This window comes from Microbacterium sp. AC145, from assembly GCF_979258505.1.
The window spans coordinates 2,960,754-2,980,490 of the sequence record NZ_OZ409859.1; the positions used below are offsets into that span (position 1 = coordinate 2,960,754).

Consider the following 19,737-nt stretch of genomic DNA (forward strand, 5'->3'; position numbering starts at 1 on the left):
GAAGCCGGCTCCTTGACGACCGAAGCTGTCGTCGAGGGTCAGACGGCGGGACCGCGGATCCGCAAGAGAGGGCGCCCCGGCAGCGTGAAGGCGATGCTGCGCTCGCCGCTCGCCTGGATCACGGGCATCATCGTGATCTGGTTCGCCGCCGCCTTCCTCGTGCTGCCGAACGCCGCCCTGCTCGGCGTCACCTTCTTCCCCGACGGGCAGTTCAGCATCCGCGCCGTCGAGAAGCTGTTCGGCAGCGAGCGCGCGCTGAAGACGCTCGGCAACAGCTTCCTGCTGGCGGTCACGCTGTCGATCACGGTCAACGTGGTCGGTGTGTTCATCGTGCTGGTGACGAAGTACTTCCAGGTGCGCGGCGCGAAGATCCTCTGGCTCGGCTATGCCACCACCCTGATCTACGGCGGCATCGTGCTGGCCGCCGGTTACAACTTCATCTACGGCCGGTTCGGGTTCTTCACGAACATGATGGTCAACGTGTGGCCCGACATGGACCGCGATTGGTTCTCGGGCTACTTCGCCGTCGTCTTCGTGATGACCTTCGCGACCACGACGAACCACATGCTGTTCCTCTCGTCCTCCCTCGGCAAAGTCGACTACGCGTCGATCGAGGCGGCGAAGCTGATGGGCGCCTCGACCTGGACGATCCTGCGCCGCATCGTGCTGCCGGTGATGAAGCCGATGCTGTTCGCCGTGACGGTACTGACGTTCCTCATCGGGCTCGGCGCGCTGACTGCTCCGCTCGTGCTCGGCGGGCCTGACTTCCAGACCGTCGCGCCGCTGATCATCGATCTCTCGCGCAGCCCGATCACGCGTGACATCGCGGCCCTGCTGGCGATCGTGCTCGGCATCGCGACGATCATCCTGCTCGCGATCATGAACCGCTTCGAGAAGTCGGGCGTGTACTTCTCGGTCGCGAAGGTGGCGACGCCGATCCAGAAGCAGAAGATCCGCAACCCGTTCGCGAACGTCGTCGTGCACGTCATCGCCTACCTGCTGTGGGTGATCTATCTGATCCCTGTCGTGCTGATCGTGATCTTCTCGTTCGTCGATGCGCGCAGCATCCTCGCCGGTTCCATCACCCTCGACAGCTTCACGCTCGACAACTACATCACCGTGTTCTCGAGCGCCGAGGCGATCCGTCCGTTCATCGTCAGCGTCGTCTACAGCGCCGTGGCGTCGCTCGTCGTGGTCGGCGGCCTGCTGTTCGTGGCGCGGATGCTGCAGAAGCACCGCAACCTGCTCACCACTGCGATCGAGTACGTGCTGCACATCCCGTGGATCCTGCCGATCGTGCTGATCGCGCTGGCCCTCGTGACCGCCTTCGACGAGCCGCGGGCGATCGTGGGCGGGTTCGTGCTCACCGGCACGCCGATCCTGCTGCTCATCGCCTACATCTGCGTGAAGATCCCGTTCACGCTGCGCCTGCTCAAGGCTGGGTTCGCGTCGGTGCCCGATTCGCTCGAAGACGCCTCACGCATCCTCGGGGCGAAGTCGCTCACGACGTTTCGCAAGGTGCTGGTGCCGCTCGTGCTGCCGACGGCCGCGGCGATCACCGCGCTGAACTTCAACAGCCTGCTCGACGACTACGACGCGGCGATCTTCCTCTACCACCCGCTGTTCAAGCCGCTGGGTGTGGCGATTCAAGAGAGCACGCGCGGCGAGAACAATCTCGACGCGATGCCGATCACGTTCGTCTACACAGTGCTGCTGATGATCATCATGGGTGTCACCATGTATCTCGTGTATGGACGAGGTTCGCGCGCAGGAGCGCCCCGCAAGGCCAAGAAGGCGCGCGCGTGAGTTCGTCGGAGCCCGGCGGGCCGGGGCTGCGCGTCACGGTCAGCGATGTGGCCGCGGCTGCAGGAGTCTCGCGGGCGACCGCGACCAGGGCGCTGAAGGGAGAGGGGCGCTTCGCTCCTGAGACCCAGGAGCGGATCCTCGCCGAGGCCGAGCGCCTCGGATACGTGCGCAACACGATGGCCGCCGAGCTTGCCGCCGGCCGCACCGGCACCGTCGGGCTGATGCTGCGCGATGCGAGCAACCCGGCCTACGGTCTGCTGTTCTCGCGGCTGCAGGATGAAGCGCACAGGCGTGGCCTCGACCTGGTGACCGTGACGATCGGCGCCGACGTGCAGGGAGCCGAGCAGGTCAACGCGCTGCACCGGCTGCTCGGCATGCGCGTCGCCGGACTGATCGTCGCGACGGGTGGCATCACGGCCGCACAGCTCGAGCCGTTCGCCGACCAGGTGCCGATCGTGCGCGCGGGGCGGGTCGAGACGGCCGAGCGGATTCACACCGCGCACTATGACGATCCGGAGCACGGGCGTCTCTTGGCCTCGCACGTTCTGTCGCTGGGGCACCGGCGGGTGGTGGTGCTCTCTGGCGCGGAGGATGTCTCCTTCGCTGAGCATCTGCGGGCGTCGGCGATGGAGTCGACGTTGATCGCCGGTGGGGCTTCGGTGACTCGGGTGTCTGCGGGGGCTGCGCCGACCGATGGAGTGGATGAGGCGCTGGATGCCGTGCGCAATGGGGCCACGGCAGTGATGTGCGCGTCGGACTATCGGCAGCTCGCGGTCATGCGCGGGTTGCGTGCTGCGAGGCTGTCTGTGCCCGGGGATGTGAGCGTGACGGGGTGCGACGGCATCCTCCCCGGTGCCGACCTGCTGGGGCTGACGACGCTGCGGATTCCGGTCGAGGCCGTTGCGGCCGCGGCTGTCGAGACGATGCAGCGGCTGCTGAGTTCTGATGCTGACCCGGATTCCTCCGAGACCGTGCGGCAGCCGTTCGTCGGAACCCTCGTGCCCGGGTCGACTGCCGCGGCCATCTGACTTCTGTCCTGTACTTGTTCGTCGTCTCACTGGAAGAGAAATGATCCTCACCGAACACTCTCGCCCATCGCACACCTTCGTGCACATCTCCGATACGCACCTTCCCGGTGAACGCTCGCCGCTGTATGGCAGCGGGGCGGATGCCGATGCGAACCTGGCTTCTGTGTTGTCGCGGTTGGTGTCTTCGGGGCTTCGCCCTGATGCTCTGCTGTTCACGGGGGATCTGGCTGACCGGGGGGATGCTTCGTCGTATCGGCGGTTGCGGAAGTTGGTGTCGCCGGCGGTGGATGCGCTGGGGTGTGAAGTCGTGTGGGCCATGGGCAACCACGACGAGCGGGGGGCGATGCGGGCGGAGTTGGGGCTTGCCGGCGGCTCTTCGGATGCTGTGGTCGAGGTGCGGTGGTTCGGGGGGATACGGGTGATCGTGCTGGATTCGACGGTTCCCGGGCACCACTGGGGGCGGGTCGATGAGGCGCAGCTCTCGTGGTTGGCAGCCGAGCTGTCTGTGCCAGCGCCGGAGGGTTCGCTGCTGCTGATCCATCACCCGCCGCTACCGACGGTGCTCGACCTCGCGGTCACGGTCGAGCTGCGTGAGCAGGCTTCGCTGGCGGCGGTGCTGGCTGGCTCGGATGTGCGGGGAATCCTGTCGGGGCATGTGCATCACCCATCGTTCGGCACGTTCGCGGGCATCCCCGTGTCGGCCGCGTCATCGAGCGCGTACGGTCAGGATCTGGCTCAGCCGGTCGGAGCCACCCGCGGGCATGATGCGTCGCAGGGGTACAACCTCGTGCACGTGTACGACGGGACGATCGTCCACTCGGTCGTCGGGCTCGAGGTCGGTGCGGATGTCGGCGAGCCGGTGGCGGCGGACGAGGCCGGGCGGCGGATCGTGGGGCGCGGGATCTCTTGGCGGGAGCGCTCCACCGTCCCCTGAGCGGGTCAGATGCGTCGCGGGACGCGACGCGGTCTGAGTGGTTGAGCTGAAAGTCAAGTTCGCGTATGACGCACGCGAGCTTTGCTATGATCGCGCTGTGCATGAGACCAGCGTCTACGTCTGGACGCCTTCGGACGTGTTCGGCGGCCTTCAGCTGGCCGTGGCGATTCTCGGTTTCGGGATTGCTATTTGGCAGCTCGTGAGGACCGCCAATGCCACGTCTCAGTCCGCTCGCGCCCTTGGGCGGCGTTTAATCTCTAACGATCTCCTGGTCCTTCTCCCGGATCTAGAGCGCCTCGAAGACGCTCTCGACGCGGCAGTAAAGACGACCAAGCCGGACAAGGTCGGGATCGCCCTCGCGGACTACTCGCGCAAGGCACAAAGGATTCACGGACACCTCAAAGCATCGCCGACCCTCAGCGGAGCCGCACTGGTGGACTTGATCGAGGCGAGCGTGGGCGAGGCGAGAACCGCAAAGGAGGCGCTCTACGAGGGAGGCGCTGTGGACGTTGTCAGCGTTTCACGCGCAGCAAGGCAGAGCATCGGTAAGGTCATTTTGGAGGCAGCCAGTTTTTCTGCCTCACTTCAGAAGGGGTCCGAAAGTGGCACTCAGCAAAAGCGAACTTGGTTCCGTCCTCGACAAGCTCCTGGCCAGAACTGACGCGGGTGATCTTCAGTGGACTGAGTCGAGCGAGCCCACGGAGTACAAGGCCGAGACAGAGAAGTTTCGGTACTACATCAAGACTCGCGATGAAGACGGCATTCCGCCGTTCAGGTTCCAGGTCTATAGAAAAAGGCCCGCGGGCTCGCTCAAACTAGCCGAGGAGTTCTCGGTCGAAGAAAATCACGCGCTCTTGGAAAAATTCGAAGCGCTCCACGCGCGAGCCTTCCGATCCATTGCTGGACTTACTCGCGAGTTGAGCGAGGAGATCTTGGCGGACCTTGACGACATCGAACCGTTCTGAGGGTTCATCGCGTAGACCGTGTGAAGGAGATCGCAGGATCCTTCGCAGGCCTCGCGGGGCGCACGTTCAGGCGTCGCGGTTCGAAGGACGAGCCCCACGAGTGAGCGACACCCCTGCAGCCACCAACGGTGACGCTATCGCCATCACGTATTTCGGCCAGTTCGCCATGCCGAAGCCAGTGCGCATCACCGGACGCAGTTCGAGCATCACGAACTCGTTCGTGAACGGCGTCATTCCCGTCGTGGTTCCGACGGAGGCCGAAGTGCGGGAAGCCCTGAAGATTCTCGGGATGCTCGAACGCGTGACCTGCTCCTACTGCGGCGACACGAGTACGGAGTGGGATCACCTCCGCCCACTCGTGGAGCGCCAGCGGCCCACGGGGTACATCTCTGAGATCCACAATCTTGTGCCCGCGTGCGGAAAGTGTAACCAGAGCAAGGGCAACAAGCATTGGCTCACCTGGATGCGCAGCACCGCTCGGCTATCGCCTACGGCTCGGGGCGTCGCTGACATCGAGGAGCGGATAGCGCGACTGCAGGAGTACGAGGACCGCGGCGTTCCGACAAAGATCGACTTCGAAGCGGCCGCTGGCGCCGAGCTGTGGGAGAAGCATTGGGCCCACCACAAGAAGCTCTTGGAACTCATGCGCGTAGCCGACGAGGAAAGCTCAGGAGATCCGAGTGCGGGTCCGAGCGGCCTACGCCGAGCAGCGTGCTGCGCTCGACTGACACAGCTGGTCGCGGCGTGGCCCCGGATACGCGAACACTGCCGGCCGGGGCCAATGTGGCGATCGAAGTGCCGATCGTTACGGGACGACGATGACCTTGCCCGCGATCGGCCCTTCAGCTGCTTCCGCATGCAGCGCCGGAAGCTCGGTCAGCGGGATGCGCCGCGTGACCTCCAGGGCGAGCAGCCCGCTGTCGACCAGCGACACGAGCTCAGCAAGCTTCTCCGCATCACTCCGAACGAACACAACCACGGACTTCGCACCACGGCCAGCGTCATCCGGCGCCGGCATCCAAGCAGTGGTGCTCACCACGACTCCACCGTCGCGCACAAGTCGCACCAGAGCGGTGAACTCGTCCGGCTCGATGGGCGCAAGGTTGAGCAGGAGGTCTACCTGCTCGGTGACGGCATCCAGGATCTCGGTCTCGGTGTGGTCGATGATCTCGTCGGCACCCGCTGCACGCACGGCATCCGCACTCCGCGGGCTGGCCGTCGCGATGACGTAGGCGCCCGCACGCTTCGCCCGGGCGATCGCGTACTTGCCGACGACTCCGCCGGCACCCACGATGAGCACTCGCTGCCCCGCCTCGAGGCCGCCGTCGTCGAACAGCGCCTGACGTGCGGTCAGCGCGACCGAGGGGAACCCTGCGGCATCCGCGAGCGGCACGCTGCTCGGCGCGGCGACGAGCGCATCCGCCGGGGCGACGACGTACTCAGCCGCTCCGCCGTCGGTCGCCATCGGCAGGAACGCGATCACCGCGTCACCCACGGCGAAGCCGTCAACTCCGTCGCCCACGGCGTCGATCGTTCCTGACACGTCGTAGCCAGGGATGTGCGGGAGCACTACCGGGATCGGCAGGAATCCCGCACGCATGCCGTTGTCGGCGGGACTGAAAGCGGATGCTGCGACGCGCAGCCGCACCTGGCCGGCGCCCGGGACGGGCTGGGCGACCTCCTCGTACTGCAGAACCTCGGGGCCGCCCACTTCGTGGAACCGTACTGCCTTCATGATCTTTCCTCTCGTCAAGTGCTTCGAATTCGAAGTAACAAGTTGAAGGTAGCACTGCTTCGAATTCGAAGCAACACATATACTGGATCCATGAGCACACGACCCCCTCAGCTGTCCCCGACAGAGCTCGCGGCCTACTTCGCCTTCACCGAGGTGAGCAGCCTGCTGCGGCATGCGGTCGAGAAGCAGCTGCGCGACGTCGGCAAGCTCAGCTACGTGCAGTTCCAGCTGCTCGCGCGGCTCGGCGATGCGCCGGATGGTTCACAGCGGATGACGGACCTTGCGGATGGCGTCGTGTACAGCCGAAGTGGGCTGACCTATCAGGCGCAGTCTTTAGAGGAGCGCGGGCTCGTCACGCGCGGGCCGTCACCGGAAGATGAGCGCAGCACCATCGTCGCGATCACGGACGAAGGGCGGGATCTGTTGGCGAAGGTGTTCCCGGGGCACATCGAGGCCGTGAAAGTGCATCTGTTCGAGTCCCTTAGTGCGGGGGATGTGGAGATGCTCGCGCGGGTGATGACGCAGGTCAGCGGGCATCTGCGGGCGGAACCGCCAAGGAGCGCTACCCCGCGGCGGCAGAGAAGAGCCTAGGCAAATAGTCTCGTCCAGCGCACAACACGCGCATCGAGACGCGCCCGCGCCTCGCTCGTAACCGCCTCACGGAGGAAAGATATGGTGAACGACGAACGAGCATGTGACGGGCAACTGCGGGGGACCGATGGTGAACGAACTCAGAACTGCGGAACGAATCCGAGTCGCGATGGAGGTGCTCGCGGAGCGCGCACCCGACGGTGACTATGTGTCGATCAACGATCTTTGGGATACCTCGCTCGCACGGGTGCCTCTTACGCCGCACGAAGCTGAGCTCAACACGAAGGGGCTAGCACGCGGTGACACGAACTGGCGGTTCGCGAGCTCGGAGTTCATCGCACCAGGCTGGCTGAGGAAGAATCCGTCGCTCGCTGGCGAGTGGGCGATCACCAAGTCGGGCATCGCGGCGCTCGATGAGTATCCCGGCGACGACCTCTTCGTTGAGGCTCAGCGGATCAGCGGTACCGAGCGCGTGCGTGTGCGAGACGAGACAACCAGGTCTTTGCGAGAGAACTGGCTCCCTACCGACAAGTCGCAGCGGCGGCTACTTGCCGCCGCGGACGTCATCGTCCAAGAGGGTCTCCGACAAGGGCTCTCTGCGTTCGCGCCGGGGCGGGAGGTTTGGTCAGCGCAGAATATCCACGACGTCCACGCACTTTGGGCCTCAGCCGAGCGAACCGATGGGCAGAACTTCATCGGCAACCTTCAGCTGCAGTTTGCCGAAGCAACGGATGATCAGCGCCTGCTTATGGCAGAGGTGATCGCTCTCCAGGTTCTGCCCATCGGTTGGATCATCGGACACGCGAAGAAGCGTGAGCGTGTGCAGACGATACTTGACCTCATGGATCACCCGGTACAGATCCCGCGTGTGTTCGACGAAGCCTTTAGCGGTGGCGCCTTCAATCCAGGGCAGGGGATGCAGACGCATATCAACCGTGCCATTACTGTCATCCTCGACGTTTTACTCGCCTGGACCAGGCTCGATGATGACGCACAAGCGGACGCGCTCAGCAACCCCAACGCGTGGCGAGATGTCGTCATGACCACAGGCGACGCCTTCCCGACGCAGCGATATGCCCTCCTCTATTTGGTGCATCCGGGATTCTTCGGGCCCATCGTCGCTCCTGACCACCGCTCGCGTATTCGCTCGGCCTTCATCGGCGAGATCGGCGGAGCATTCTCCGACGACCCTGACGCCGATCTGCAGCAGATCCTCATCGCGCTGCAGACGAAGGAGGGCAAGCCTGTAAATCTGTACGACGAGCCTTTGCGCAGTTCTTGGCAATCGGAGGATGCAGCGGTCATCGAGCCGCTGCATGAAGAACCGACGGCATCCAGCGGCACCGACGCGCGATCACACCCCCGCGGCTTCTTTCCGAGCGAAGTCGACACGACCGCGCTCGCCGCCGCGACTCATCTGCATGAGGAGTGGCTTGTTAAGGCCACGAAAGCGCTGCACCGTCGGGGACAGGTAATTCTTTATGGCCCGCCCGGAACCGGCAAGACTTACGTCGCCCGGGCCCTCGCGGACCGCCTCGGTAAACCGGGGAGCGTCGTGAAGCGCATCCAGTTCCACCCCTCGTACACGTACGAGGACTTCTTCGCCGGATATCGGCCAGTGACCGATACTGCGGGCCAGTTGTCGTTCTCGCTGACGCGGGGTCCGCTGCGCGAGATCGCTGACGAGGCGCGCAAGAACCCCGATGTGCCGCACGTGCTGATGATCGACGAGATCAACCGTGCGAACATTAGCAAGGTCTTCGGTGAGCTGTACTACCTGCTCGAATACCGCGATGACGCCATCGACGTGCTGTATGCGGGCTCGGGTGATGACGGGGGCAAGTCGTTCACGCTCCCGGCAAACGTGCTGATCATCGGCACGATGAACACCGCGGATCGCTCGATCGCCCTTCTCGACTCGGCCATGCGCCGCCGCTTCTCGTTCTTCGAGCTGCACCCCGATGTCGCGCCGGTGAAGGACATCCTCGTTCGCTGGGCCACACACCACCCGCAGAGTCTTCCTGTGGCTGAGCTGTTCGAGCGCCTCAACTCAAGCATCCGCGATCGCGAAGACCGCGTGGGCCCAAGCCATCTGTTGCGACCGGACGATCTGAGCGTGGACGACCTGCACGCGGTGTGGGAAGAGAGCATCCTGCCGTTGCTCGAAGAGCGGCACATCGGAACCGGCGTCGATGTGCACGCGAAGTACGGGCTGAAGGCGCTGCTTGACGGTCTGGGACCTTCTGATGCCGCGGTGGCAGCGTCTGGGACATGAGATCGACGACGTTCGGCGTTCGCGTCGAGGAGATCGCTGAGAAGGGCGAGTCATTCGTCGCGCTGAGCACGTCGCAGGCAGTCCGTCTACAGGAGCTGAAGTTCTGCCGAGTGTCTCCGACCAGAGATGCGGGAATCTGGCGCATCACCGACGTCACGCGAGTGGGCGTCGTTGGTCTAGACGAAGTTCGGCTGGTCGTGCGGCCGAAGACGCCGCTGCGGAGCCTGATCTTCATGGCGTCGTACTCGGGCGTGCAGGCCGACCTGAGCCACGCGACGTTCGCATTCGAGGCCGATCAGGACCTACCCTCGGCCCTGGCATCGGCGTTGATCCAGGGGGTCAACGCGGCGACAGGGCGAGGACTGTTGAAGGGATACGTGTCGGTCGAGGAGACGGGCACGGTGATCCGCGGGCGATGGGATGTCGCGCGGCAACTCAAGGCGCGGCCGGGCATCCCGGTGCCGGTAGAGCTGACGTACGACGACTACACCGAGGACGTCGCAGAGAATCGAATCGTCAAGGCCGCGCTGCGCGCGCTGGTGCGGCTTGAGCAGCTGGCCCCTCACGTCGTCGATGAACTCGGCCCTCTGCTGGGGATGTTCTCCGAGATCTCTGATCTGCGGGCTGGCGGTCGGGTGACCTTGCCGGCGGAGACCCGGCTGAACGGGCATTACCAGCCGGCGCTTCGCCTCGCGCAATGGATCCTCGAAGCGACATCGTGGGCGCACACAGAGGGCGCGAGTTCCGGCTCGGCGTTCTTGCTCAACGTCGCGAAGGTGTACGAGGACTTCGTCGGGTCGGTGCTCCGGGCGACGCTGAAGCCCGAAGGGTTCGAGGTCGATCTGCAGGTGTCGGAGTGGCGGTTAGACACCGGCGGGAAAGTGCGAATGCGGCCGGACATCGTTATCTCGCGCGGCGGCCGGGTTGTCACTGTGGCGGACACGAAGTACAAGGTGTGGGGCGAGAGCGACGGCTCTCCGCCGAACGCCGACGTCTACCAAGGACTGGCGTACGCGGTCACGGCACACGTGTCTGAGGTGCATCTGCTTTACGTGTCAGGAGATGTGGAGCCGCGGCGGTACGAGATCGCGGCCACCGGGACTGTGGTGGTGGCCCACGCTGTCGACGTGAGCGGGGGGCCGGAGGAGGTCGTGGGGCGGGTCGCAGATCTGGGACGCGTGCTCGTTCGCCCGGCTGGCGTCGGCGCAACTTGAGGCGTCAGCTGCGTGCCGCTTCAAGAACAGTCAATCAACAACTGGCACCGCTGAGTCGTGACTGAGCGCCGGCTCGATGCGACGTCCGCGGCGAGGTCCAGAGCCCAACCTCCCGGACGAATGATCGGTGGGGTAATCCGACCACCCGCCGACCGCCTTCTTCAGCGCGAGGACCGCTGAGCAACCCATGCCAACGGGTACTACCGCCGATACACTGGAATTATGAAGGACGATGTCACCGCAGCGATCCGATCCGGCATAACCGCTAGGCGAGAGATTCTGCGGCCGCTCAAGATCGACCAGCGCGTGAAGCTATTGGAGCAACTGTTCATCGATCTGTTTGGTCGCGCGCATGTAACTCTTCAGAAGTGGGCAGCTCTGACAGGGCAATCCGCACAGGTCGATTCAGGTTATATCGCACAATTCGTCGCTTCAATTGTGCTGGGCGAGCCCGGTCAAGGGTTCCGCGGCAAGGGAGACGACCTTGCTGACGGTAGCGAAGTGAAGAGCGCCGCAAATATTTCGGGCGTCGACCGACCCCGATGGAACCACAATATGGGGAAGCTTGCTGACGACGTGAAGCGTCGCGCACGGGGCATGGCGACCAACTCGGAGGTCTATCTCAGCTCGCCCCACCTGTTCTATCTTCTTGTCGACAGACCCCTCGGCGAGGCAACCGGGGATACGGTGCCATTCCGGATACGCGCCTGGTGCCTGGACGCACAACAAGACTCTGCATGGCGAGATCTCATCCAGCGCTACGTCGCTCAACGTTCTGGAGACCAGTACAATCTTCAGCTTCACCCGCCCGTGGGATACGACGACGACATTGTCGTCAATACCCTTGGCAATTTGGACTTCGCTGACGTGCTATTGTTCGATGCTCGACTGAGCCTAGACGACCGCGAGCACCCTCGGGTGACGTGGCACAAGCCGCTTGTGGAGGGCTATTTGCCTGTGGCGGGGAGAACAAAGGCAAAAAAGTGGGGCGATCCTAAGCGCCCGAGCAACCTAACTGATGCGGGGGACCTTGTAGCCGACGCAAGAGTCATCCATCAGTTGTTCCCTGAGCTAGGCGCTTCGAACGTCAGCGACATCGTCAGCGCCACCGAGCAGGAGATCGAACACGCGACCGATAGCGAAAATTCAGATCGCTAGATCGAATCATATAGCCCAGTTAGGCTGGTGCGACCCGCCTCTATCGCCCTTACATGCGATCCTACGCGGTCACCCAAGATGACCAACTCATTGGGCGAGAGGGCCGGAACAATCAGGTCCAATACGTCTTGAGCCACAATTCGTCGGCGAGAACTTGAAGTCCCACTGCCGAGCGGACGTAATTGTGCGCGGACACGTGGGTTGTATAGCAAGCCAAGGATTGCGTAAGGATTGTGTACGGTATGGAAGACACCGAACTCAGCCGAACATTCCACCAGTTCGGCCTCAGGGCTTACCACCCCAGCTCGAAGCTTGCTCGGGTTGAGTAGCGATACGAGGATATCCCCAGCCCATGCAGATTGGCCGGACGTCACGGGACGGTAGTTGTTTGCCTCGTCCCAGTCGATCGCCCCATGAGCGTCGACATGGAGGACAGAAACGAAAGGGACGCGCTCGCTTCTCTTGACTCGGCGCTTACTCACCGTGGTCAAGTACCTCCCGAGGGGAACACCGCCTGCCGCCAAGAGTTCGTGACGAGATCGAACGGACTCTGGATCCAGGCGGTTTGGGTCAACACTCATTAGCCCATTCGATGGCACAGATGCAACAAGCGGATGACTCGAGAGGTTCTCAATACCGTCTCCGACGAAGGCTGATCGGAGCCCCTTCAACAGGCCAGCGGTCATCGCCTGGATCTCGCTGCCCTGCGGGTCGGAAACAGCCTTGCCCCCCTGTTTCAGGAATCCCACGTGATCAACGCGCGCGAGCAGCGTTCGGGCTCCGCGGGGAACTTTTCGAATAAAGACAGCGCTGGTTTTCGCGACCGTGCCGCTCAGCGCGAAGGTAACCGTGGGCAGGCTGACCGCGGCGACAACGTGGAACTCGGGGTTCGCGAGGATGTCCTTGAACTGCCGTCCGTTTACAACACCCTCAGGTAGAACGATGCCAAGGACGCCTCCCGGTCCAAGGAGATCAAGCGAGAGTGCCAGACCGGCGATCGCGGGGTCAATCGACGTTCCGAGGCGCACGCTTGGAAAGAGCGTTTGGGTTTGTCGGATGCCAGCTGGGTCGTCATATTTGCCCCCCCCAAACGGAGGATTAGTCAGCACCGCCGCAAGGGTTCCGCGTAGTGCTGCGAGACCCGGATCGGTCATCGAGTCTCCCACAACGTAGATGGCTGGCCGAAGCGCCCCGTACAGGAAAAGATTCAGCCCCGATTTTGCGACGGCGGTGGTTGACTGGTCAGCCCCAATAATTCCCCCGTTGAGGAGCCCGCCCAGGTCAGCGCCTCGGGCGGATTCCTCAGCGGCGTCGAACGCAGCGACGAGGAATCGGCCCGTTCCACAAAACGGGTCCGCAATCATCGGAGATGTCACTTCTTGCAAAGCCTCACTGGGCAGCAGTTCGAGCACGACCTCGGCCATCATGCGAGCCACCGAGCTCGGAGTAAGGAACGTCCCCAGACCACCCGAATGGTCGTATCGACCACTCAGGAACGCGTCAAAAGCAGTACCCAGAGGATCCGCAACTCGCGTCCCGCTCGCCAGGATGTCGTCAACCAGCGTTAGCGCCGTTTGCAGCACCACGGGCTCGGAGAGCCGGAAGGGTTCGTCATAGGGCCAGAGAGGGCGCTTCGACCCGTCCGCTGCACGAAGAGACATTTGGTCCTCATGAAGCACGCGCGTGAACGCCTCTTTCGTAGATTTGACCACATCCGCGTTCGGGACCAGTCCATTAAACAAGGAACGAAGACGCACACCTCCAACGGAGGCTTCCTCATCTCTGCTGAGCCAGAGCCGGAGCAGGAGCAGCTTGCCAACCTCTTCGATTGCAGCGTTTGTGGGTCGAACACCGCCGCGCACATATAGCAGTTGGTGCAGTTCGTCGAAGCGCGCCGCGAGTGCGAGTTCGCTGTCCGTAGCGTTGCCCGCAGATCCCAGCAACGGAGGTGAGACGTCTTCGGGAAGCGAGGCTGAGGCAGTTTCGATCGTCACAGTGTTCGATTCTACTTCGGGGCCCCGACACCATAGTCACCAGGAAACGATCTTGAGGCATCAGCGCAGCCGGGCCGTCTCCACGATCGCGACCGTCCTCAGTATTGACGCTGCTCGAGCTCGGCCATACCACGTCGACGGTAGCATCTGTCCCCCAGTTCCCCTGGGCAGGTGAGGAAGCGGGCGAGATGGATGCCTTTGTTTGCGACGGTTGCTCGCCCTCGATGCAGCTTGAGGCAAGGCTTGCGTGTTCGGGAGTTGTGCCAGCCCGGTTCGGCCTCAGGGCCACAACTCGGGTTCTCGAGTCACCAAGCGTGCGATGCATCGTTGTGTTTCACGCGGAGCACAAATGTCTCGTTCCCGATGGAGGCGTATACTGTCCGATAAGTAGACGCACCGTTGCGAAACCCAGCCTCAAGGAGCTCGACCATGGCCCTCACCGCACACTCCACCATCGGCGACTGGCTGAACGACCCGACCGGCGGGCCACTCATCCGCGCACTCTTCGAGCAGACGGGCGCCGACCCCGAGCTCCTCACCCCCGTTCTCGGGCTGCCGCTACAGCAGCTCGTCGCGATGAGCCAGGGCGCACTCCCGCAGTCGGTCGTCGATGACCTCGTGCGCGCAGCCAACGGTGGCGAGATCCCCGAGGCCGACGAGCCCGAGGGCTGGACAGAGAAGCCCACCGCCGGGCGTTTCGCCGGCAAGACCGTGATCGTCACGGGCGCAGCATCCGGAATCGGCAAGGCCACCGCATCGCGCATCGCCCGCGAAGGCGGACGCGTCATCGCCTCTGACATCGCCGCCGACAAGCTTGACGCCCTGAAGGCCGAGCTGCCGGATGCCGACATCACCACCGTCGCCGGTGACCTCACCAAGCAGGACGCGATCGACGCCGTCATCGCCGCCGCGGGCGACCGCATCGACGCTCTCGCGAACGTCGCCGGCATCAACGACGACTTCTCCCCCGCGGGCGAGACCACGGATGCCGTCTGGGATCGCGTCATCGCCATCAACCTCACCGCCCCGTTCAAGCTCATGCGCGCGGTGCTGCCGATCATGGAGAAGGCCGGCCGCGGCTCGATCCTCAACGTCTCCAGCGAAGCGGGCCTGCGCGGCAACTCGTCGGGCAACGCCTACACGGCCAGCAAGCACGGCATCATCGGCGTCACGAAGTCTGCTGCGTTCATGTACGGACCGAAGGGCATCCGCGTGAACTCCGTCGCACCGGGCGGCGTCGCCACCGGCATCCCCATGCCTCCGAACATGTCGGAGTACGGCTCCGGTCGCCTGGCCCCGTTCCAGCAGTCGATCCCAACGGTCGCGACCGCCGAGCACCTCGCCGCGTCGATCACGTTCCTGCTGTCGGACGACGCCGTGAACATCAACGGTGCTGTGCTGGCATCGGACGGTGGATGGTCGGTGCAGTAAGCACCCCGATGACCACGCCCCTGCCGACCCGAACGGCAGGGGCGTTCTTCCTTTGATTTGTGTGCTGAACACGCCGTAGGCGACCATCCGCCGCGTTTGATGAGCTCGTCGATAAGTTCGATGCGTGCACATAGACCGAGTAGACGTCGAGCGATTCCTGGGCTTCGAGAAGCTCAGCCTGGAGATCGACCCCAACCTTCAGCTGATCGCCGGCCCGAACAACGCTGGAAAGTCCTCACTGCTCCGTTTGCTCGAAACATTCTTCAGCGATCCGGCGAAGAAAGATCTGCAGCGGCTCAAGCCATTGCACGACTATTACACCCATGGTGGACCTCGAATGATGTCTAGCATCCAGGTGCAGTTCTCCGGCCTCACTGACGACGAGGCTGACTTCTTCGATGACGCGATCACCCGGGGAGCTTCTGGATCAAGATCTCCTGCTCACGTACCGGCAGCATCAGCTACCACGCAAGTCGACGTTCGACGCGGGCGCGCGAACTCTATGATCGCGTCCTTGAATCGTTCAGCTTCGTCAAGATCCCATCGGTGCGTGTTAGCGAGACTGGCGAGGGCGAGAGCGACCAGTCGATGCTGCGCCTGTACGAAACTCTCGAGGGCGTCCTCGTGCGAACGGGAAGTTCTCGCAAGACCCAACTTCAGAGAGACTTTGAAGAGGCGATCCAGCCCGTCGAGGAGCTCGTACACAAGGTTCTCACAGAGTCGGTGGACGCGGTGGCAGCGGAACTGCCATTCCGCGAACGCGACCTTGGCATCAAGCTCCCCGACTCGAGGCATGCTCTGCGCGGCATGCTCCAGCAGGCGGTCATCACGAGCAAGGACGAGATCGAGGTGTCCATCGCCGAGCGCGGTACCGGATTTCAGTCGGCGATGGTGCTCGGGATCCTTCGCTACGTCGCCTCTCGCAGCAAGCAGACAGCAGGCAATGTCGTGTTTGTTATCGAGGAGCCTGAGGCTTTCCTTCATCCGCAGACGCAGCGCGCGATGGCGAAGATCCTGCGCGAGATATCTGCCGATGCGCAACTTCTCGTCACGACCCACAGCCCAGTCCTCGTGGACTCGTTCTCGGTGAGCCGCATTGTCAGACTCCCGCTCAGCCCTGGCGGGGTGACCTACACGGCGAAGCGGCAGGACTTCACCGAAGCCGACGAGGGTCGCCTCACGAGGTACTGCGACGCCGCAAACAGCGAGCTGGTCTTCGCGAACGCCGTCATCATCGTCGAGGGGTATGGCGACAAACTGGTCGTGGACTACATGCTCGAGCGGATCACCGGAGGAGCCGGCGGACACTACGCGATGGGCATCGCCGTCATCGAAGCCTCAAGTATCGACACTATCCCCCACCTTCTGAACCTCGCTCAGGTCTTCGATGTCCGCGCTTACGTGATCACGGATAAGGACGGTGTGCACAAGGCCGGCGGTACCGGTAGGCGCAAGCTGTTCGAGATCCTCAAGGTAAAGGATCGACGGTTCACGCAGGACGAACAGCGAGTTCTGCACGAGATCGCGGACAGGGAGATCACCAACCTTAAAGCGGCGCTTGAGCAGCAGGCCGAGCTAAACGAGAAGCTCGCGGAGTGGGACGCCTTCGTCCTCGCCTCCGATCTAGAGGGACTTTTACTCGACGCCGTTGGCCAATCGGGGCTGGCAAGGTTGCTCGGCCCCGATGTTAGCAATCAGGTCGATCGCGCAACGGCGGAACGCTACGCGCAGGGCGCCGCCGGCTACGAGGAGATGGCTTCCTGGCTCGGGTCCAAGGGGTGGAACTCAACACGGAGGTCCTCATCTAAAGCGAAGCCACACCTGCCGTCCGCACTCCTGCGAGAGCACCTCGGTGCAACTAAGAACCTCCCTCGTGCTGTGAAGCCGCTCGATCTCGGACTCCGCAAGATTGTCGACGACCATGAACGTTCGCCGCTCTGAGTGCAGCCTCACCGAGACAACGATCCCGGTCGCATTGGTCCGATTTCTGTCCTAGCCCCATCCGCGGCGCATCAGCCGAATCCGGACTACTTGAATGTGGGCCTGGAAGTTCCTTTACCCGAAACCCTGAATGCCATCGCGCCCTCGTGTACCGCAGAACCATAGCTAGGCCAGCAATAGCCCTCACATCTCCTCTCGCTACCCTGACTCCCATGAAGAAGCTCCCCGCGCTCGCGTCGCTCGCCGTCGGCATCCTCCTCCTCTCCGGATGCTCGCAGGCGTCGACCCTCGCAGCCTGCGGTCAGGTAGCAGGTCAGGCCGTGCAGGTTGCCGGCGTGCTCGAGAGCTTCAGCTCACCCACTCCCAAAGCCGCGCAGGCGGCGCTCGGTGAGGTCAGAGCGGTAGCCGAGAAGATCCGCGGTATCGACGGTCCCGCGGAGTTCGTCATGCTCCGCGACGAGTGGACGACGAGCATCGACGCGTACGCCACCGAGGCCGAGAAGGCCGTCACGGGCGACGTCAGCGGCATGGATGCGGCAGCCGCCCAGCTGCGCACGGCGACCGACGCGATGGTCGCCCACTGCACCCCGAGCTGAGCCCCGTCAGTCGTTCGGCTGAACCTTCATCGCGACCTCGAAGCAGTCAGCGATCACGCGCCCGCCGTCGAACACAGGCTCTTCATCGAGCGTCTCGGTCACGCGTGGATCTCGCGTCGCGGCAGCGGCGCCTCGGTCACGCACCTCGCGTGACGGCCAGGTCGTCACTGTAACCACGATGGACTCCTCAGCGCTCGCCCCCGCGAGGTCGGTGATGCTCTTCAACTGGCCCGATTCGAATGACGCTCCGTCTGCGTGAAAGTCGGACTGGTCGGCTGACTCGCTCGACTGCCAGTAGTCGACGACGCTGGTCGCCCCATGATCGCGATACACCTGGGCCATGCGCTTCGAGAAGTCCAGGTAGGCGGCCTTGCGCTCCGTCGGCACCGGAACGACCGTGATGTCAGCGAATGTCATGCTCAGCTCCCGTCCTCGGTGTCGAGTACAGGGCAAGGGTATCCAGCGCCGGCCTCACCCGACCAGACGTTCCTTACCGCGCGATCCCCCGCAGCAGCCGCGTGACCGTCTCTTCGACCCGCTCCGCGCTCAACGGCTGACCGATCAGTGCCGCGTACGACGCCATGGCGATGACCTGGTCGGCGATCGCGTCGGCATCCACGTCCGCCCGCACGTGCCCGCGGGCGGTCCGACCAGTGCCCAAGGAACGGATAAGAACCGCGAGCAGCTCGGTCAACGAAGGTCCGATTTCGTCTTCGGCGGCGGTCACGTCGAGGGCAGACGGGCGGCGAAGGCCTCTACCGAGCAGCACCTCTACGAGGTCCATCACCTTCGAGGGCCGCCAGTGGCACGACGTCTACTTCGCGACGGCAGCAGATTCTACGGCTCGTTCTAACATCAACGCATTGGAGGTTCGGGCGTCGATGGCTGCGCGAACGCTCTCGAGTACGCACTGCCACGCGGCTTCATTCCAGCATTCCGATGCGGCTTCACCGGTGTCACGCCGGTACGACGTTCGATTGCCGGTGACGCGAACTTCGTTGCACGCAAAGATGCTGTCTTTCGATTGGCGCGCAGGAGTGGAGTCCCCCCAACGGGCGAACCATCGATCGGGAACGGATAATAAAAGGCCAGCCGCTGAGGATTGGACCCCCAGCGGCTGGCATTTCGTTCCTGCGGGGCGAGCCCGTTAGTTCGCATCAATGTGCACGGGCTTGATCGCCTGGCTTCCCTTTGTGGTTCACTCAGCTTTGGACGCTAAGCAAGAATCCGAAGAACTAAAGATCATGATCTCTGTCGCAGACGTTACCACAGAATCGGCTCATTCACAACAGTCGCACCGGATGTACGGTCCTGTTGACGGGATACTCCGCGAGTTTTGCCTCAGCCCTAAGGCATCCCCGACGGCTCCGCGACCGGCACATCAAGTCGTCGCATACGTAGCGTCGCTCTCTCACAAATCTTTGCCGTCTTTGCTTAAATTCTCTCGGAACGAAGCGATCAAAAGCCTTAGCAATTCTCCGTCGGGCAATGAAGTGGTACCACCTTGAGTAATCGCAGCATCTCCCCGCGCGCCTTCCTCGATTTCGAGAGCTGCGACATCGTTCGAGCTCGGCCCAGCCCATGCTTCAGGCTGTCGGTACCTTTTCGCGAGGCGATAGACATTGCGCCTGAGTCGTCGATGAGTGTTGAAGTCTAGGGATTCTTCGACGCGAACAGTCAGTACACCCCGCTCCATCAGTTCAGTGAGACCTCGCTTGCGGCTTGAACGAGAAATCCCGTAACGCTCGTCGAAGTGGGCTCCAGCGATGAAGAACTCAGGGTCATCAGTCCGCGTCAACGCCAAAGAGCACAAGTACATAGCGACCCCAGCACCTGAGAGCTCGCCCGCAAGACCACTTACCCAAAAGGATCGGGGAACTGGGATGTACTGCTCAAGACCGTAAGGTGCAAGGTAAGGAATAGGTTCTCCACTTTCACCCTCTGGCCGAGATTCGTTGCAGAGCGCGATCTCTAACCTGGACCCCGCACTACGCAGCTGGATCAACCCTCGATCAGCGAGGTCGTGGAGCGCATCGCGGATTGCGCGCGCCCCTGTGCCGCCAGGATCC

At 63.2% G+C, this 19,737-nt stretch carries 16 protein-coding genes and 2 pseudogenes; 14 read left to right on the plus strand and 4 right to left on the minus strand.

Going from position 1 to position 19,737, the window contains the following annotated elements; genetic code table 11:
- Positions 1–12: 12 nt before the first annotated feature.
- From ACZZZN_RS14215 to ACZZZN_RS14240, 6 genes and pseudogenes are all read left to right on the plus strand, one after another.
- Entirely contained in the window at positions 13–1,806 is a 1,794-nt protein-coding gene (locus ACZZZN_RS14215) for an ABC transporter permease (RefSeq protein ID WP_463505787.1), read from the plus strand.
- Positions 1,803–2,834 carry a LacI family DNA-binding transcriptional regulator gene (locus ACZZZN_RS14220; RefSeq protein WP_463505788.1) on the plus strand — a complete coding sequence of 344 codons (1,032 nt, stop codon included), beginning with the start codon at positions 1,803–1,805 and terminating at the stop codon, positions 2,832–2,834. Before ACZZZN_RS14215 ends, ACZZZN_RS14220 begins: the two co-directional genes overlap by 4 nt.
- A 40-nt stretch (positions 2,835–2,874) precedes the next feature.
- The gene (locus tag ACZZZN_RS14225) at positions 2,875–3,768 is read left to right on the plus strand and encodes a metallophosphoesterase (RefSeq protein ID WP_463505789.1); all 894 of its coding nucleotides are present in this window, start codon (positions 2,875–2,877) and stop codon (positions 3,766–3,768) included.
- 97 nt (positions 3,769–3,865) lie between these two features.
- Positions 3,866–4,429: a hypothetical protein gene (locus tag ACZZZN_RS14230; protein ID WP_463505790.1), complete on the plus strand. Its 564-nt coding sequence runs from the start codon at positions 3,866–3,868 to the stop codon at positions 4,427–4,429.
- Positions 4,371–4,733: a hypothetical protein gene (locus ACZZZN_RS14235; RefSeq protein ID WP_463505791.1), complete on the plus strand. Its 363-nt coding sequence runs from the start codon at positions 4,371–4,373 to the stop codon at positions 4,731–4,733. The genes ACZZZN_RS14230 and ACZZZN_RS14235 overlap by 59 nt, the downstream gene beginning before the upstream one ends.
- Before the next feature lie 289 nt (positions 4,734–5,022).
- Positions 5,023–5,169, plus strand: a pseudogene (locus tag ACZZZN_RS14240) (HNH endonuclease signature motif containing protein); the annotation flags it as partial.
- 369 nt (positions 5,170–5,538) lie between these two features.
- Here ACZZZN_RS14240 and ACZZZN_RS14245 read toward each other — a convergent pair.
- The gene (locus tag ACZZZN_RS14245) at positions 5,539–6,468 is read right to left on the minus strand and encodes an NADP-dependent oxidoreductase (RefSeq protein WP_463505792.1); all 930 of its coding nucleotides are present in this window, start codon (positions 6,466–6,468) and stop codon (positions 5,539–5,541) included.
- A gap of 90 nt (positions 6,469–6,558) precedes the next feature.
- On the opposite strand from ACZZZN_RS14245, the gene ACZZZN_RS14250 reads away from it, so the two are divergent.
- The 4 genes from ACZZZN_RS14250 to ACZZZN_RS14265 all read left to right on the plus strand — a co-directional run bounded on the left by ACZZZN_RS14250 (position 6,559) and on the right by ACZZZN_RS14265 (position 11,706).
- Entirely contained in the window at positions 6,559–7,059 is a 501-nt protein-coding gene (locus ACZZZN_RS14250; RefSeq protein WP_463505793.1) for a MarR family winged helix-turn-helix transcriptional regulator, read from the plus strand.
- Positions 7,060–7,186: 127 nt separating this feature from the next.
- Positions 7,187–9,334, plus strand: a complete 2,148-nt coding sequence (locus ACZZZN_RS14255) for an McrB family protein (RefSeq protein WP_463505794.1) — start codon at positions 7,187–7,189, stop codon at positions 9,332–9,334.
- A complete protein-coding gene (locus ACZZZN_RS14260) occupies positions 9,331–10,548 on the plus strand; it encodes an McrC family protein (protein ID WP_463505795.1) in 1,218 nt (405 codons plus the stop codon). The genes ACZZZN_RS14255 and ACZZZN_RS14260 overlap by 4 nt, the downstream gene beginning before the upstream one ends.
- Before the next feature lie 222 nt (positions 10,549–10,770).
- Positions 10,771–11,706 (plus strand): MamI family restriction endonuclease, encoded by a 936-nt coding sequence (locus ACZZZN_RS14265; protein WP_463505796.1) that lies wholly within the window; start codon positions 10,771–10,773, stop codon positions 11,704–11,706.
- Here ACZZZN_RS14265 and ACZZZN_RS14270 read toward each other — a convergent pair.
- On the minus strand, positions 11,703–13,700 hold the full coding sequence (locus ACZZZN_RS14270) for an HsdM family class I SAM-dependent methyltransferase (RefSeq protein ID WP_463505797.1): 1,998 nt from the start codon (positions 13,698–13,700) through the stop codon (positions 11,703–11,705). The genes ACZZZN_RS14265 and ACZZZN_RS14270 overlap by 4 nt on opposite strands.
- A gap of 429 nt (positions 13,701–14,129) precedes the next feature.
- Between ACZZZN_RS14270 and ACZZZN_RS14275 the strand changes: the two genes are divergently transcribed.
- The 4 genes and pseudogenes from ACZZZN_RS14275 to ACZZZN_RS14290 all read left to right on the plus strand — a co-directional run bounded on the left by ACZZZN_RS14275 (position 14,130) and on the right by ACZZZN_RS14290 (position 17,668).
- Positions 14,130–15,131: an SDR family NAD(P)-dependent oxidoreductase gene (locus ACZZZN_RS14275; protein WP_463505798.1), complete on the plus strand. Its 1,002-nt coding sequence runs from the start codon at positions 14,130–14,132 to the stop codon at positions 15,129–15,131.
- 124 nt (positions 15,132–15,255) lie between these two features.
- A pseudogene (locus tag ACZZZN_RS14280) lies at positions 15,256–15,489 on the plus strand (AAA family ATPase); the annotation flags it as partial.
- A 188-nt stretch (positions 15,490–15,677) separates the two neighbouring features.
- Positions 15,678–17,072: an ATP-dependent nuclease gene (locus ACZZZN_RS14285; protein ID WP_463505799.1), complete on the plus strand. Its 1,395-nt coding sequence runs from the start codon at positions 15,678–15,680 to the stop codon at positions 17,070–17,072.
- 212 nt (positions 17,073–17,284) lie between these two features.
- A complete protein-coding gene (locus tag ACZZZN_RS14290; protein WP_463505800.1) occupies positions 17,285–17,668 on the plus strand; it encodes a hypothetical protein in 384 nt (127 codons plus the stop codon).
- 6 nt (positions 17,669–17,674) lie between these two features.
- On the opposite strand, the gene ACZZZN_RS14295 is transcribed toward ACZZZN_RS14290, so the two are convergent.
- Positions 17,675–18,085 carry a DUF1428 domain-containing protein gene (locus ACZZZN_RS14295; RefSeq protein ID WP_463505801.1) on the minus strand — a complete coding sequence of 137 codons (411 nt, stop codon included), beginning with the start codon at positions 18,083–18,085 and terminating at the stop codon, positions 17,675–17,677.
- A gap of 73 nt (positions 18,086–18,158) precedes the next feature.
- On the minus strand, positions 18,159–18,395 hold the full coding sequence (locus ACZZZN_RS14300) for a hypothetical protein (protein WP_463505802.1): 237 nt from the start codon (positions 18,393–18,395) through the stop codon (positions 18,159–18,161).
- Positions 18,396–19,737: the final 1,342 nt, after the last annotated feature.